12 protein-coding genes are annotated in these 15,008 nt (G+C 63.5%); 4 read left to right on the forward strand and 8 right to left on the reverse strand.

Annotated elements, in window-relative coordinates:
* Positions 1-72: 72 nt before the first annotated feature.
* The 4 genes from I6F16_RS00665 to I6F16_RS00680 form a co-directional block, all read right to left on the reverse strand.
* A complete protein-coding gene (locus I6F16_RS00665; protein WP_225112849.1) occupies positions 73-1,035 on the reverse strand; it encodes an ABC transporter substrate-binding protein in 963 nt (320 codons plus the stop codon).
* 110 nt (positions 1,036-1,145) lie between these two features.
* Positions 1,146-3,038 (reverse strand): ATP-binding protein, encoded by a 1,893-nt coding sequence (locus tag I6F16_RS00670; protein WP_225112848.1) that lies wholly within the window; start codon positions 3,036-3,038, stop codon positions 1,146-1,148.
* A gap of 218 nt (positions 3,039-3,256) precedes the next feature.
* Entirely contained in the window at positions 3,257-4,492 is a 1,236-nt protein-coding gene (locus I6F16_RS00675; RefSeq protein ID WP_225112847.1) for an HlyD family secretion protein, read from the reverse strand.
* Positions 4,485-4,910: a hypothetical protein gene (locus I6F16_RS00680; protein ID WP_035999432.1), complete on the reverse strand. Its 426-nt coding sequence runs from the start codon at positions 4,908-4,910 to the stop codon at positions 4,485-4,487. The genes I6F16_RS00675 and I6F16_RS00680 overlap by 8 nt, the downstream gene beginning before the upstream one ends.
* Before the next feature lie 164 nt (positions 4,911-5,074).
* Here I6F16_RS00680 and I6F16_RS00685 point away from each other — a divergent pair, with 164 nt between their 5' ends.
* Positions 5,075-5,527, forward strand: a complete 453-nt coding sequence (locus I6F16_RS00685) for a hypothetical protein (protein WP_035999435.1) — start codon at positions 5,075-5,077, stop codon at positions 5,525-5,527.
* 17 nt (positions 5,528-5,544) lie between these two features.
* Positions 5,545-6,345 (forward strand): polyphosphate kinase 2, encoded by an 801-nt coding sequence (gene ppk2, locus I6F16_RS00690; protein ID WP_225112846.1) that lies wholly within the window; start codon positions 5,545-5,547, stop codon positions 6,343-6,345.
* Positions 6,346-6,508: 163 nt separating this feature from the next.
* Here ppk2 and I6F16_RS00695 read toward each other — a convergent pair whose 3' ends face one another.
* The 4 genes from I6F16_RS00695 to I6F16_RS00710 form a co-directional block, all read right to left on the reverse strand.
* On the reverse strand, positions 6,509-6,949 hold the full coding sequence (locus I6F16_RS00695; RefSeq protein WP_035999439.1) for a hypothetical protein: 441 nt from the start codon (positions 6,947-6,949) through the stop codon (positions 6,509-6,511).
* A 15-nt stretch (positions 6,950-6,964) separates the two neighbouring features.
* Positions 6,965-8,665 (reverse strand): transporter, encoded by a 1,701-nt coding sequence (locus tag I6F16_RS00700; protein ID WP_109143803.1) that lies wholly within the window; start codon positions 8,663-8,665, stop codon positions 6,965-6,967.
* Positions 8,666-8,682: 17 nt separating this feature from the next.
* Positions 8,683-11,436 carry a decarboxylase gene (locus I6F16_RS00705; protein ID WP_225173362.1) on the reverse strand — a complete coding sequence of 918 codons (2,754 nt, stop codon included), beginning with the start codon at positions 11,434-11,436 and terminating at the stop codon, positions 8,683-8,685.
* A gap of 173 nt (positions 11,437-11,609) precedes the next feature.
* Positions 11,610-12,290 carry a YoaK family protein gene (locus tag I6F16_RS00710; RefSeq protein WP_225112844.1) on the reverse strand — a complete coding sequence of 227 codons (681 nt, stop codon included), beginning with the start codon at positions 12,288-12,290 and terminating at the stop codon, positions 11,610-11,612.
* A gap of 132 nt (positions 12,291-12,422) precedes the next feature.
* Between I6F16_RS00710 and I6F16_RS00715 the strand changes: the two genes are divergently transcribed.
* Positions 12,423-14,111, forward strand: coding sequence for a transporter (locus I6F16_RS00715; protein ID WP_225112843.1), 1,689 nt, complete (start codon positions 12,423-12,425; stop codon positions 14,109-14,111).
* A gap of 11 nt (positions 14,112-14,122) precedes the next feature.
* Complete coding sequence (locus tag I6F16_RS00720; protein WP_035999446.1) at positions 14,123-15,007, forward strand: dienelactone hydrolase family protein; 885 nt, start codon at positions 14,123-14,125, stop codon at positions 15,005-15,007.
* The last annotated feature ends 1 nt before the right edge of the window (position 15,008 follow it).

The following is a 15,008-nucleotide window of genomic DNA, read 5'->3' on the forward strand; positions in this document are numbered from 1 at the left end:
GGGCGCAAGCATTTGTTGATCGAGATCAACGAAACGAGGCAGTCGGGGCTGCTGCAGCGCAAGATCGAATAATCATTCGATCAGCTCGGCATCCAGCAGAAGCCGGTTCGGCACCGTCAGGCCGAGGGCCCTGGCCGTCTTCATGTTGATGACGAGCTCGAACCTGGTGGCAAATTGCACCGGGAGAGTGCTGATATCGGCACCGCGCAGGAGACGGTCGACATAGCCGGCGCCATCACGAAATTGCTGGGTCAGATCTGCACCATATGACATCAGCCCGCCATTCGACGCGTAGAAACGGACTGCGAAGATGGCGGGCACGCGCCGCTGCGCCAGCAATGCAATGGCCATTGTGCTGTGGGTTCCGAAGAAGCCGCCATCCGGCAGCACGACGAGGCCGCCGCCTGTGCGCGCCGCCGTCTCGATCGCTGCCGCGATCCCCGGACCGCTGCGAACGCTCGCACCGGCGATCTTGAGGCCGAGACGGCTTTCCATCTGGTGCGCCGCTTGAACATAGAACGGTCCGTAGGGTGCCGATTCCGGATTGAACAGCAGGGCCGCATGGCTCATCCCCGGCACCATGTCCTTCAAAAGGCCGAGCCACTTCCCGCTCATCGAATGCTCATAAAGCGAAAAGCCGGTCAAATTTACGGCCGGCCGGGCCAGATTGGCGACAAGGCCCGTCCCTACCGGATCGGAAAGCCCCACGAAGACGATCGGAATTCGTTGCGTTGCATCGCGCAGCGCTCGTGTTGATCCCGTACTGGTCGAGAACAGCACGTCCGGCGCCGCGGCGACGAGCTCGAGCGCCTCCAACTTCTGGCGCGCCGGATCGGGGCCCGGCCAGCGCACCTCCAGGCGGTAGTTCTGGTTGGCGATCCAGCCTCGATCGGTGAGACCCTGCTGAAAGGCATCCACGCGCATTTGCGCGCCGGGATCACCAGCGACATTGCCCGTCAGCACGCCGACGGCGGGCATTCGGTCCTGGGCTTTCGCCAGGACCGGCAACGCAGCAGCAGCACCAACCAGCGTCATGAAGTCACGACGTCTCATACGCCTCACGCTCGCCTGTCGTACTCGTCATGCGATCGAGAGAGAACGGCTTCAGCGCCGTGATGTTTGATCAAGATCAAGATACCGCCCGCTCAGCGAGCGGTCGGAAGCCTGATCGTGAACAGTGCGCCGCCCGCAGGCTGGTTCGCAGCAGCGATCGCGCCGTGATGGGCCTCGACGATGGTTCTGGCGATTGCAAGGCCCATGCCCATGCCTTGCGGTTTGGTCGTGAAGAACGGATCAAACAGGCTTGCGAGATCGGAGGCGGGTATTCCGGGCCCGGTGTCGGCGATCCTGATTTCGGCCTGATTGCCCGCAAGCTGGGTCGCGACGCTGACCTCCCGCTTTCCGGCCTCCGCATCGGAAATCGCATCCATCGCGTTGATGATCAGGTTGAGAATGACCTGCTGAAGCTGGACCGGATCTCCCTTGACGTGAAGGCCGGCCAGGGCCGGCAAATAGCTCAACGTGATCCGGCGTCCCTGAGCGAGGGCCTTCACCAGATCGATTGCTTCGCGCACTGTATCGTTGAGCTCGATGTGCTTGACCTCAAACGGGGTCTTTTTCAGAACGCTGCGCAGCCTACGGATCACCTCGCTCGCCCGTTGGTCGTCCCTTCTAATGTCGGCGAGGATCTGCTGAATCTCGACAAGGTCGGGCTGAGCGGCCCTGAGCATGAGCTCTGCAGTCTCCGCATTGGTCAGAATCGATCCGAGTGGCTGGTTCAGTTCATGTGCGATCGATGTGGTCAGCTCGCCAACTGCCGAGTAGCGGTTGACGTGGGCGAGTTCCGCCAGCCGCTGACGCGATTCGACTTCGGCGACGCGGCGCCGGCGACGCTCGTGCAGGAGCCCGCTGATGAGTCCGGTCTGGACCAGGAACACAGCCGAGATCATCAGCATCTGCCAGTGATAGCGCTGCCAGATACTCGGCTCGCGAAACAGAATGGTGCTTCCCTTGGGCAGGCGACTCTCGCTGATGCCCCAGCGCTGCAGCTCGCGCCAGTCGTAACGCGGCGCGGCGAAGGCGATCGGCTCATAATTGATGCTCGCCGGTTTCGCGCCGCCAAGAATGCCGATCGCGGCGCTGACGGTCCGCGACGTCGTTTCCCCGATCAAGTGCATCGGTCCCCCGACCGTGCTCTCGCCGAAGAACGGCTCCTGGTAGGAGAAGATCGGGGCGTTCGCGACGGCATGCAGGCTGCGCAGCGCCCAGTTGCTCTCATAGACCACCCCGGCCGCATCGACGGACATCAGCCCCCAGAACAGCGCGGTGTGAGACGGGAGCTTCGATGAGCGCTTCAGGATCTCCTCGAAGGACAAATCCGAGTACCAGACGAGTTCGATCCGCTCCGCAAAAGGTTTCAGCTCCCGCTTCAGCTCCTCCGTCCAAAACCTCTCGAGCGGCGAGGCTCCGACCACAATTCCAATCGATTTTGTATCAGGCAGGACCTGAAGAATGTTGTCGAAGGCCGCGACAAAATCGTTGCGGACGGCCACTACGACATCGTTGTCGCAGAGGTCGGTGCGATTAATCAGCCGATGCTCGACCGCGGAGAGGATCAACGGCGCATCGGGGAACAGCCTGGCGCGATATTTCTGCGCAAACCGGGCGGCAGGCGCGCCGATGCTCAAGACGATGTCCGGCACCGCACCTTGGTACAACGAGTGTAGATATTCGACGAACGGCGCCTCGGGACCAGGGTTGTTGAAGCGCGCGGTGAGCAGCGCGTGCTCCTGGATATCGAGCGGCCAGGGCGATTGCCGCTCGAGCTCGGACTTGATGTCGCGCGCATATTCGCTCCACGGCCGGAACTCGCGGCCGAAGGAATGCAGCAACAGCACGCGTTTGAGCTCGCCGCGCCGGCTCCGCTCGACCGCACCGGCTTGCCCGGCCGAGAGGCACTCGGCCACGAGCAGGCCGAAACAGAGGAGCGCAGCCGCGAGCCGTGGCTTCAGCCAGTCTATGCACGCGCCCCCGCTCATGCTGCACCCTCACAGCTTACGGCAGCTGCTTTCCAGGCAATAATAGCTGGAATCGCACCATACGGACAGCCCCCGAGGCAGGCCTCAGCAGCGCGTGACGACGCGGCCATAGGCGCCCACGACTTGCGCGCAGGACGGCGCATAATAGGCGCAGGCAGCCGACATGGCAGGCGAGGACGACTTTCGGCGACCACGTCTCGTCCGTCCTCTTTGCTCGTTCAATGCCCGCCGCTCAGCACGAGCGTCTGGATCGGCAGCAACAGCGCCTGGATCCGCAGCAGCAGCGCGTGCACGAGGCCGACGCCGTCGACGACGTGGAGCGCGATCTTCCGGCTGGTCGGGGTGTCCTTGGCCGAGATCTCCTCGTGGTTGCTGGTATAGGCATTGACGATGCAGCTCGAGCCCGGCGTGACACCGTCGAGGCCGCCTTTGTAAAGCGGCTCCAGAAACACCAGGATCGTGCCCGGACGGACGGCATTCTGCGGATCGATGAGCTGCTCGCCGGAGCGAAACTGTCCGGCCGCGATGTAGTCCTGCACCGTCGTGATCACCATGGGAATGATGACCCAGGGTTTGGATATGCAGGTCGCTTCCGCCACCATGCCGGTCTTCATGACCTGCGCCTCGATCTGGCCGAAACCGGCCTGGAGCGCCTTGCGGCCCGCGCCCTCCGGAACGAGAACACCGGCCGGACGCATCAGCTGGTTGACCACATCGCCGGGGCGAACCAGGAACTGCTCGACGCGCCCGTCGACGCCGGCGCGTACGAAAGTCTTGTCGAGATCGACCTGCGCCTGGTCGAGCGCGGCTTCGGCGCTGGCCTTCTGGGCCGGCAGCAGAGCCGAGACCTGCAAGGACACTGACTGCTTCGCCGCCGTCGCGGCGTCGATGCCGGACTGTCGCTGATCGACCAGCACCTGGAGCTTGTCGATGTCACGCTGTGGAACGATGCCGGGATTGCGGCGCTGGAGCTCGGTCTTGACCTCGAGCTCGTCTTTGGCCTGCTGGTAGTTGGCCCTCGCTTCGCCGAGCTGCGCCTCGGCCTTGACCACGTCGGCCTGCGCCGTCTGCATGGCGGCATCGACTTCTGCCACCTTCCGCTTGGCGGTCTCGACCGCAGCCTTTTGCTTCGAGCTATCGAGCGTGAACAGCACATCGCCCTGTTTGACGGGCGCGGTGAAGCCGACTTTGACCTCGGCAACACGGCCCGAGCCTTCGGGCAGAATTGGCACAGTGCGGAAGTACAGCGTCGCCGACGATGTCGCCGGATGGAAGTAGAAGATCATGGTGATGAGCGACACCGTCAGCATCAGGCAGGCGGTGATGCCCCAGCGCAGCTCGTACCAGACCGAGAAGAAGGTGATTTCCTTCCCGAAGCGCTTGCCCTGGGCGTAGCGGCGGTACAGGTAGTCCGGAAGGATCGTGACGAGGGAGCAGATCAGCAGCTCAAGCATGACTGCGCTCCTTCTCCTTGGCGGGTCCCGGCTTGTCCGCGGGGGGCGGTGCGACGGCCGCCTCAGCCTGGACTTCCTCCGCATCGGAGGCCGGCGTCGCGTCGGCGATCTTCTCGACGGACCCGGCAATGCTGCGCAGCGGCGTGCCGAAATCCGGAAGATCGATCATTGCGAGGAGCAGTCCGGCGATCCAGAAGATGTGCATGTGCGTGAACAGCGAGATCAGGCCGAGCACGGCGACTAACTCGAACTGCAGTTTATGCGTTTTGTGCGCCATCCGCTCGGGCAGGCTGTGCAGTTTCCAGTAGAGCGTGCCGACCCAGAGCACGGCCCCAATCAGGAATACGCCCATCACCACCATCAGCGTATCGGTCCCGCTCCCCGGTGCGAGATAAAACGGCAGATGATGCGGTGCCATCGGATGAAGCTGCTCGCTCAAACGTCTCTCCCGGTCAAAACGTCCATGGGCGGCACTGTGTTCGGGTATGTTCGCGTTTGTTTGATTTGAGTCAAGGGAACACGTCAGGGCTAACCCTAGCGTCAGCCGCATGCTGATTGGACAACCATCAGGAGCCGCCCGCCATGCCCGGCCTAGACGATCTCATCCCCAGCGCAGCCCAGATTCGTAAGGAAGCCGCCCTCAAGGAAGCCGAAAAGGCGGAGGAATATGTGCGCCTTGCCGCCGCGGCCGAGGCGGAGAAGCGCGCCTTGATCGAGCGCTTGAGCAAGCCCTCGGGCAAGACCGAGGAGGAGAAGATCAAGCTCGCCTCAACCGTCATCCAGCGCGCGGTGCGCAACGGCCTCACGGAAGTGCTGGTCTATCGCTTCCCCAACTCGCTCTGCACGGACAAGGGTCGCGCCATCAATCAGATGGAGAAGGGGTGGGAGAACACTCTGACCGGAATTCCCAAGGAGATCTTCCAGCTCTGGACCGATTACCTGAAACCGCGCGGCTATCGCATCGCCTATCAGATCATCGATTTTCCGGGCGGCGTGCCCGGCGACATCGGCGTGACCATTTCCTGGGACGATTAGCAACAGGTGGGATCGGCATGGCGAAGGACGGCCCTGCGGAGCGGATGAAGCGGAAGGATTACGAGAAGGAGCTCGAGAAGCTCCAGGTCGAGCTGTGCCATCTCCAAGACTACGTGCGGGAAAACAAGCTCCGGGTCATCGTCCTGTTCGAGGGTCGGGACGCCGCCGGCAAGGGCGGCACGATCAAGGCGATCACCGAGAAGGTCAGCCCGCGCGTGTTCCGGGTCGTCGCCCTGCCCGCGCCGTCCGACCGCGAGAAGACACAATTGTTCTTCCAGCGCTACATGGAGCGATTTCCGGCCGGCGGCGAGATCGTGATCTTCGACCGGAGCTGGTACAACCGCGCCGGTGTCGAGTACGTCATGGGCTTCTGCACCCCCGCCGAGCACGAGCGTTTCCTCAACCTGTGCCCGCAGATGGAGAAATACGTCATCGACGGCGGCATCATCCTGATCAAGATCTGGCTCGAGGTCGGCATGGACGAGCAGGAGCGCCGTTTCAAGGCCCGCATCGACGACCCGGTCCGACAGTGGAAGCTCAGTCCGATGGACCTGGAATCCTTCCGTCGCTGGTACGATTATTCGCGCGCGCGCGACCTGATGCTGATGAAGACCAGCACGAAGGATGCGCCCTGGAACATCGTCCGCTCTGACGACAAACGAAGGGCGCGGCTCAACTGCATCGCGCACCTTCTCGGCGCCATCCCCTTCAAGCGCATCAAGAAGGACAAGATCAAACTGCCGAAGCGCTCCGACAAGGGACGCTACAACGACCAGGCCAGCCTCAAGAAAATGAGTTTCGTCGCGCAGCGCTATTGAGCAGCGTCAGGCCGCTAAAGCGCGATGCGATTGGAATGAATCGTCATCGCGCTTTAGGTTGTTGTTTGAGCATGTTCTATTCGGAAAACCGCTACACACTTTTCCGGATCATGCCCTAGGGGCCCGACGCTGCCGTCGATCGCTCAATGGCCATACGACCCCTTCAACTCGATTTCAGGCGGATCGTGACGCCACCGACTGCAGCCGATACTTCCGCGCCGACCCGCGGGCCGCTGAGCTGGAGGATCACGCCATTGCTGTTTTGCAACTGAACGGCGCCGGCACCTGCGGCGATTGCCCCACCCGCTCCTCCCACGGCATAAGAGCCTTCGATCGACGCCGGCCCCTTTAGATTGAGCGCGCGGCCGACGAACTTCGTGGTCGACGCTCCGATGGTGAGGCCCACGCTCATGCCAGACACCGTGAATGGGTATTTCTTGCCCCGGTAGACCAGAACGCCCTCACCGCCACCGGCGCCGACGATGAAGCCACCCTTGGTGAAGACGACCGCGACCTGGCCGGTGTCGGCACGCGCGGACGTGCTAAAGCCGGCAACAGCGGCGAGCGAAGCGACCAGGACGGCGCCGAAGGACAGTTTTCTCATGACGTTTTCTTCCCCTTATTGAGCCAGGATCATCGCGAAGTAGCCGAAGATGGTGAGAAGGATGCCCGAGACGGCATAGCCGACCGGGAATCCGATCCAGGGCACGGAGCTCTGGATCTCGACCGCGGCCTCGCGGCACGGGCCGGAATGCGAGCGCGCGCCGGCAACGCCGCCCATCAGAACCGCCGGATTGATCTTGAAGACGTGGTATCCGATCGCCCACACAATGAACGGCGGGATCGTGCACGCGATGAAGCCGACGATGAAGATCTTGAGCGCGACCGCGCCGGTGAGCTGAGCCAACAGGCCGGCGCCGGCATTGACCCCGACGATCGCGACGAACACAACGAGGCCGAGATCCTCAAGCACGTTTCGCGCCGCGTTCGGCGTATTGCCGAAGAAGCGCAGCCGCGACACGACCGAGGACACGATCACGCCGGACAGCAACAGCCCGCCGGCATTGCCGAGACCGACCTTGGCACCGAAGGCGGGGAATTCGATCATGCCGATGAGGAAGCCGATGATCATGCCGACCGACAGGGTCAGCAAGTCGGTCGAGGTGTTGGCGCGCGCGATGCGGCCCCACATCTCGCCGAGCTCGTTGACCGCCGACTTCAGGCCGACCACCGAGACGATGTCCATGCGCTCCAGCTTGGTCTTGAGACCGGCCGGGATCTGCACCCCGCCCCGCTCGACCTTGGTCACCTGCAGCTGGCCGGCGATGGCCGTGTCGCGGAAGGACTCGAAGGTCCGCCCGACGACGTCCTTGTTGAAGACGACGATTTCCGCCTGGTCCATGGGTATACCGAGCGTCTTAGCATCGGCGACCTCCGGACCAATCAGGCCCATCTTCTCAGTCAGATGCTCGGTCGATCCGCCCAGCGCGACGATATCGCCCTTCTGCAGCACGAGCTCGGGATCAGCCCCCTGCGGCTCACCATTGCGCCCGACATTGACGATACGGTACTCGGGATTGACCGTGCGGAATTTGGCGATGCTCATCCCGATCGTCGCAGGATTCTCCAGCCGGTAGGCCCGCAGACCGAACTGACGGTAGCCGGTCAGGGCGCCGCCTTCGAGATCTTTGACGCCGAACTCCTGCTCATACTTCTTGGCGGCGGCCTTGGCATCGACGCCCCACCAGCGCGGCAGGTATTTGCAGATCAGGATGATGCCGACGGTGCCCCAAATATAGGTAATACCGTAGGACAAAGCGATCATGCCGGAGGCATCCTCGGGCTTCATCCCGGCAGGCAGTTTCACGACCCCCGACGTGACGGCCTGCTCGGCCGAACCGATCGCCGCCGACATGGTCTGCGATCCCGCCAGCATTCCGCCAGCCGCACCGGGCGGCAATGCGAAGAGCTTCGCCCCAAGCACGACGAGCGTCAGGCCGATCACACTCGACACCACCGCGAGGAACAAGAATTTGATCCCGTCGCCCCGCAGGCTGTTGACGAAGGACGGACCTACGCGCAGGCCGACGCCGTACATGAAGAGATAGTAGAACAGGCTCTTGGCGAAGTTGTTCAACTCCAGCTTCACGCCATAGCTGGATGCCCAGACCGAGATGCCCGCGCCGACCACGATGGCACCGGCGACCATGCCGAGGCCATAACCCTTGATGCTGGCTCGGCCGATATAGACGGCGAGACCGACCACGAAGAACAGCAGCAGATACGGGTACTGCTGCAAGAACTGGAAAAATGCCTGCATGTTCGTCCCCTCCCGACCTATGACGCGGCCTTGAGCTTCGGCTGGGCGCTGGGCTTTGGCCTGCCGAGCTTGGCCAAGGCTTCCGTCCGTACGAGCTTCAGCCCTTCCTTGGCGTCGTAGCCGTGGATCTCCTTCACATCGAGCTTGCGCATGAAGTCGATCGTCTCCTGGGTGATGACCTGGCCGGGCACCATGATCGGGAAGCCCGGCGGATACGGGATCACGAAGTTGGCCGAGACGAGCTCGGGCCCGGCCTTCAGCCGCCGGTCGATCTCGGGATCGTTGAGGCGGATGTGCTCGCAGCCGGCGACGTCATAGGCCGCGTAGAAGCCGCTGCGGATGTCGCCCTCGTTGGTCTTGGTGCCAGCATCGCCGCGGAAGCTCGGGTGGAAATGCGAGAAGTTCGGCAGATCGGGCACGTCCTTCATGAGGCTCGTCACCCGTGCCTCGAAGGTCTTTCGCGCATTGGCACCGCCCTGGGCCAGGCCGCGGTCGATCTCGCCCGCGATCTCGGCGAGCACGCGAACGAGATGCGCGACGTCGCTGCGAGTGTTGTTGATGTTGGATTGGACCAGCACCGAGTTGCGGGAGGTCTTGTTGACCTGGATGTTGTACTCGTTGGCGAGAATGCCCTTGAACTGCGTGCCGTCATAGCCGGCCGTGCCGCATACCAGCGTCATGCGGGTCGGGTCGAGGCAGAACTCGTCCTCGTCCAGGCTCTTCAGCGTGTTCGCCCAGTTGACGCCGGGGGCGAGGAAGTCGGTGAAGCCGCTCTGGCGGTACTGCGCCGGCACCATGGCGTCGGCACCGAGGATGCGGAAATATTTCGAGATCAGCGGGTTGTTGTTGACCGCCTGGCGGATCGCGAACGCGATCTCGATCGCATTGGCGACGAGGCCATAGCCCTCCAGCTCCATCTGCCGCCGTGAGATGTCAAGGCTCGCGATCAGCTGCTGGTTCGGACTTGTCGAGGCGTGGGTGAACACCGCTTCCTTGAACTGCTGCTCCACGGTGTGGAATTCGACGTCCTTGACCGAGAGCATCGAGCCCTGGCGGATCGCCGACATCGACTTGTGGGTCGAGTTGGTCTGGTAGACGCGCAGCCGGATCTGTCGGGGGTCCGGGATCAGCCGGGTCTTGAGCAGCACCTCGTCGGACGGGTTCTTGCCGAGCTCGGCCTGCTGCTTCTCATAGGCCGCGACCGACTTGGGATCGCGCATCCATGCCTCGATCTCGTTGGCCGCGCCAAGTCCGGTGCGGCGGCGCAGGAATGGCGAGAAACGCGCGAAGCCGAACCAGGCTTCATCCCACAGGAAGATCAGATCGGGCTTGATGGCGAGGCATTCCTCCATCACCCGCCGTGTGTTGTAGATATGGCCGTCGAAGGTGCAGTTGGTGAGGTCGACCATCTTGACGCGGTCGAGCCGGCCATCGGCCTTGGCGCCCAGCAGCGCCTGCTTGATGGTCTTCAGCGGCACCGCGCCGTACATCGAATATTCCGTCATCGGGAAGGCTTCGACGTAGAGCGGCTGCGCACCGGCCAGCACCATGCCGTAGTGATGCGACTTGTGGCAATTGCGGTCGACAATCGCGATGTCGCCGGGCGCGAGCAGCGCCTGCACCGCCATCTTGTTGGACGTCGATGTGCCGTTGGTAACAAAGAAGACGCGGTCGGCGCCGAGCGCCCTCGCCGCCTTCTCCTGCGCCTTCTTGATGTTGCCGGTCGGCTCCAGCATGCTGTCGAGACCGCCGGTGGTGGCGCTGCTCTCGGCCAGGAACAGGTTCGGGCCGTAGAACTCGCCCATGTCCCGGATCCAGTCGGACTTGAAGATCGACTTGCCGCGGGCGATCGGCAGCGCGTGGAAGGTGCCGATCGGACGCTGGGCGTATTTCTTGAGATTGTCGAAGAACGGCGTGTCGTAGCGATCTTGGATGCCTTCGAGGATCGATAGGTGGAGTTCCAGCAGCTCTTCAACGGAATAGAAGATGCGACGGACCACATCCGCCTCGGGATTGCCGGCGAGCTCCTCCACGTCACGGTTCGAGATCATGTAAAGGTCGAGCTCGGGCCTGACGCGCTTGATGATCTGGGCGAGCCGCAGCGCCGAAGCGTCGGTTTCGTCGTTGAGACCGGCCGAGGCCATGATCGAGCGCAACACCGGTGCATCGTGCCGCGAACGCAGGCCAAAGCCCTCGTTGATGATGACGGCTCCGATGTTCGGATTGAGCATCGTCGCACAGAAAGCGTCCTCCAGGCTGCCGACGATCACAGGTTCATAGATGAACGCGTCGACCGGGCGCCGCAGCTTGCGCCATTCCGCGGCCAGCGCCGGCCATTGGCTGGAAGATACGCCGGTGACGATCAGGGTTTCGAAATACGGCCTGCGCGCGCTGTGCGCGCCAAAGGCCGGCGGCGCGAGCTCGGGCGCATCGCCGTTGCCGTCGTCCTTGGGGCTCCAGTCACCGGCATGTTGGCGGAAGGATCGCGTCGCCAGTGCCTGGGCAATTCTCGTCGCAAGGGCGAACGATGATGCACCGTCGCCGGCGACTGTTGCTTCCCGCAGCGCCGCCATGAGGTGCGGACCGGGATAGCCGTGAAATTCTTCGATGATCAAAAGATCGGCCAACGCCGCGTCATAGGCTGTGCGATTGCCGACGCGCGCCCAGGTCTTTGCTGCTTCCACAAGGTCGCGCCAGTCGTCTGCCCGCGCGCCCGGGCCGGAAAAGAACTGGTCGATACGCTTCTGTGCGGGCTTGGCGTCTTTGGACATCTCTCTCTCCCGATCCTCTAAAGGTGATGCGGATCGTGGGTGCGGCGCGGCTCGCTCCATTGATCCAAGTCAACGGTCGCGTGCATTCTGCGGGCCGACTCCGTGCCGTTCGCAGCGCAACACGAAAAGATCAGGCCGTTCGTTGTGCGACGCTCACCTGATCATTGGCACGCTCATCTCCTCTCCTGCGAACGTAGCGCTTCGCAGCGCAGCAGCACGATCAACAGCGCGACGACCGGCAGGCCCAGCGCGAGATCGGGGACGCTCTTGGTTGCAAAGGCTCCGGCGGCGGCACCGAAGCCGAACACGACGCACAACGCGATGAAAATGCCCGAGCGGCGCAGCGTTCCGAGTGGTGCGCCGCCTGCTGCGACTGCGAAGACGTTCTCGATGGCCTGACGCATGTTGCTGGTGATCATCACTGTGCTGCACACTGTGCCTTCGACCTTGACGAACATTGCGGCCTGCATCGCTGCCACGGCGGAAATACCGAGCGTTCCAGCCAAATCGGGCAACCTATTGTGCAAGATGCCGATCGCTATCAACAGCAGGATCTCGATCAACGTACTGACCGCGCTGGCCCGCTCGCCCGTTGCGCGGCGCAGCCAGGCTGCGAGCACGATGCCGACCGCGAACGCCAAGATTGGCGGCACGAAGTGCAGCGCCTTCGCCCAGTTGCCCGCCATCGCGTGAATCCACAGGAAGATCAGGTTGGCGGTCTGGGCATTCGCCAACACGCCGTGGATGATCCAGGTATAGGCGTCGATATAGCCGCCGACAAAGGCGAGCAGCAGGACGATCTCGACTGTCTCGTCGCGGCGGATCGCACCGGTTGTGACGTTCAGGGTACTCATGACGGCAATATGGCCTGTCGCGAACATTTCATCGCGTCATAGCCGCCGCCACGTCGCCGCGAAGGCTTGATCTGGATCAAGCAACATCTCGCCGCCGTCAATCAAATCGCGCCAAAGCGCCGGGGGAATGCCATGGAAACCGTCAGGTGGATCATCGCCACCGCACCGGAAATATTCCTGCTGCTCGCGATCGCGATCGGTACCATCCTCGGCCGCATCAGGATCCGCGGCTTCTCGATCGGAACCACCGCCTGCATCCTGATCGTCGCCGTGCTGATCGGACAGCTCGGGAGCTTCACGTTCCCGCCGATCCTCCGGGCGATCCTGTTCAGCCTGTTCGTCTTTACGATCGGTTACCGTTCTGGACCGGAATTCTTCGCCTCGCTGAGCGTGCGGACCTTGGCACAGGTCGTGCTGGCGTTGGTGATCGGCGCCACGGGGCTCGCGCTCGTGCTCATCTTCGCGCGTGTCTTCACGTTGGATACGGGGACAGCGGCAGGACTGACGGCAGGGGCGCTGACGCAATCCTCGGTGATCGGCACCGCATCCGGCGCGCTGGCGCAGCTCGGCCTGCCGAGCGACGTGCTGAAGCAGCAGGAAGCCAACATCGCGGCGGGCTATGCGGTGACCTACGTGCTCGGCTACATCCTGACGCTCCTGTTCGTGCCATTCGTCGCGCCGCGGCTGATGCGGATCGATCTGAAGGCGGAGGCGAAGAAGCTCGAGGCGGAGCTCGCGGGCGGTACGCCGCCAAAGACGGAAAACCTGTCCTATCGCAAATTCCAGGCCCGCGCCTATCGCGTCTCGGCCGGCGCAGGTCGTACCATCGGTGCTATCGAGGCGGAGATCGGCGGCCGCACGGTCGTAGAGCGGATCGTGCGCAGCGGGGCCGACATCAAGCCGCAGCAGGACGCCGTGCTCGAGGCCGGCGACGACATCGTCATCGCCGGTCCGACCGCCGCGATCGTCGCGGCCAAGCCGATCCTCGGGGCCGAGATCGACGCGGGGGAACTGCTGCGCAACCTGCCCGGCAATGTGATCGAAGTGCTCGTTGAAAACCGCCAGCTGCACGGCCGCTCACTGCGCGAAATCGTTGATCGGCTCGGCGACAATGCACGCGGCGTATTCCTGCGTGCGCTGACGCGCATGGGGCGGGAGGTGCCGCTCGGTCCCGATACGCGCGTCTATCTCGGCGACGTCATGACGCTGGTCGGCAGCACCGGCAATATCGCGCGGGCAACGGCGCCAGTGGGACACGCTCTGAATACGAGCGACCGCACGGACATCGCCTTTCTCGCTGCCGGCATCGCAGTGGGTCTTCTGGCCGGCCTTGCCAGCTTCAAAATCGGCACTGTCGCATTGACACTCGGTGGCGGCGGCGGCGCGCTGATCGCCGGGCTCGTCTGCGGTTGGTTGCGTTCGCGCAGGCCGGGCATCGGCGCAATGCCGCCCGCGGCGCAGCAGACCCTGAGCGACATCGGCCTCGGCGGCTTCATCGCGGCGATCGGACTCGGCAACGGCCTTGCCGCCTGGTCGGCGATCCAGGCGCACGGTCTGTTGCTGGTCGGCATGGGCATCGTCGTCACGCTGGTCCCGATGACGGTGGGAACGCTGGTTGCCTATTATCTGCTGCGCATGAATCCGGTCGTGACCTGCGGTGCGCTCGCCGGCGCCATGACGGTCGATGCCGCCGTCACCGGCGCCTGCGACGTTGCCGAGAGCCAGACGCCGGTGCTCGGCGTCGCCGTCCCCTACGCGGTCGGCAATGTCGTCCTCACGGTGCTCGGCCCGATCGTCGTGGCCGCAACCTATTCAGGTTGAGGGAGGCCCGGATGCGACGCGGACCTGCATTGCTCCATTTTTTCGCGATCACCTTGCTCAGCCTTTTCGTGGCCGCATCGCCCACGCACGCCGCGGACGAGGTCCGCATCCAGGAGGAAATCTGGGCGCTGCCCCTGCCGCTGCCGATGTTCGCCTATCTGGTGCGCCCGGTCGGCGACGGTCCGTTCCCGCTCGTCATCATGAATCACGGTGTCTCGCTCGACGCGACCCAGCGCAGCCTTTTCCCTCTGGTCGAATTTCGCGACGCCGCCAAATGGTTTGCGAGGCGCGGCTATCTCGTGGTGGCCCCGGTGGGCAGCGGTTATGGCGCGCAGGCAATCGACATCCCCGAACGCGGAATGTTCGGCCCGTTCTTCTCGAAAATCGGGAAGTGCGCCAATCCCAATTTCCGTGATGCCGGCCTCGCGGTCGCCCAGGTCGATCTCTGGATCATTGACTATCTGGCCGCCGAGAAGCGGATCATCCCGAAGGACGTGATCGTGGTCGGCCAGTCCGCCGGCGGCTGGGCCTCGATCGCCTTGTCGAGCGTGAACCCGCCACAGGTGAAGGCCATCATCGTCTTTGCCGGAGGCCGCGGCGGACGCGTCGACGGCAAGCCGAACAACAATTGCGCGCCCGACCGACTGGTCGAGGCCACCGCCGATTTCGGCCGCACATCGCGCGTGCCGATGCTGTGGATCTACACCGGGAATGACACGTATTTCGGTCCCGACCTATCGAAGCGCATGCACGCTGCCTTCATCGGCGCCGGCGGCCGGGCCGAATATCACCTGATGCCCCCGTTCGGCAACGAGGGACATTTCCTCCTCGGTTCGCCAGACGCGGTTCCGCTCTGGTCGCCGTTGGTGGCGAAGTTTCTCGACGCGCAGAACTGAG

Origin of the sequence: Bradyrhizobium sp. IC4060 (assembly GCF_020193715.1) — a bacterium.
Taxonomy (GTDB): Bacteria; Pseudomonadota; Alphaproteobacteria; order Rhizobiales; family Xanthobacteraceae; genus Bradyrhizobium; species Bradyrhizobium yuanmingense.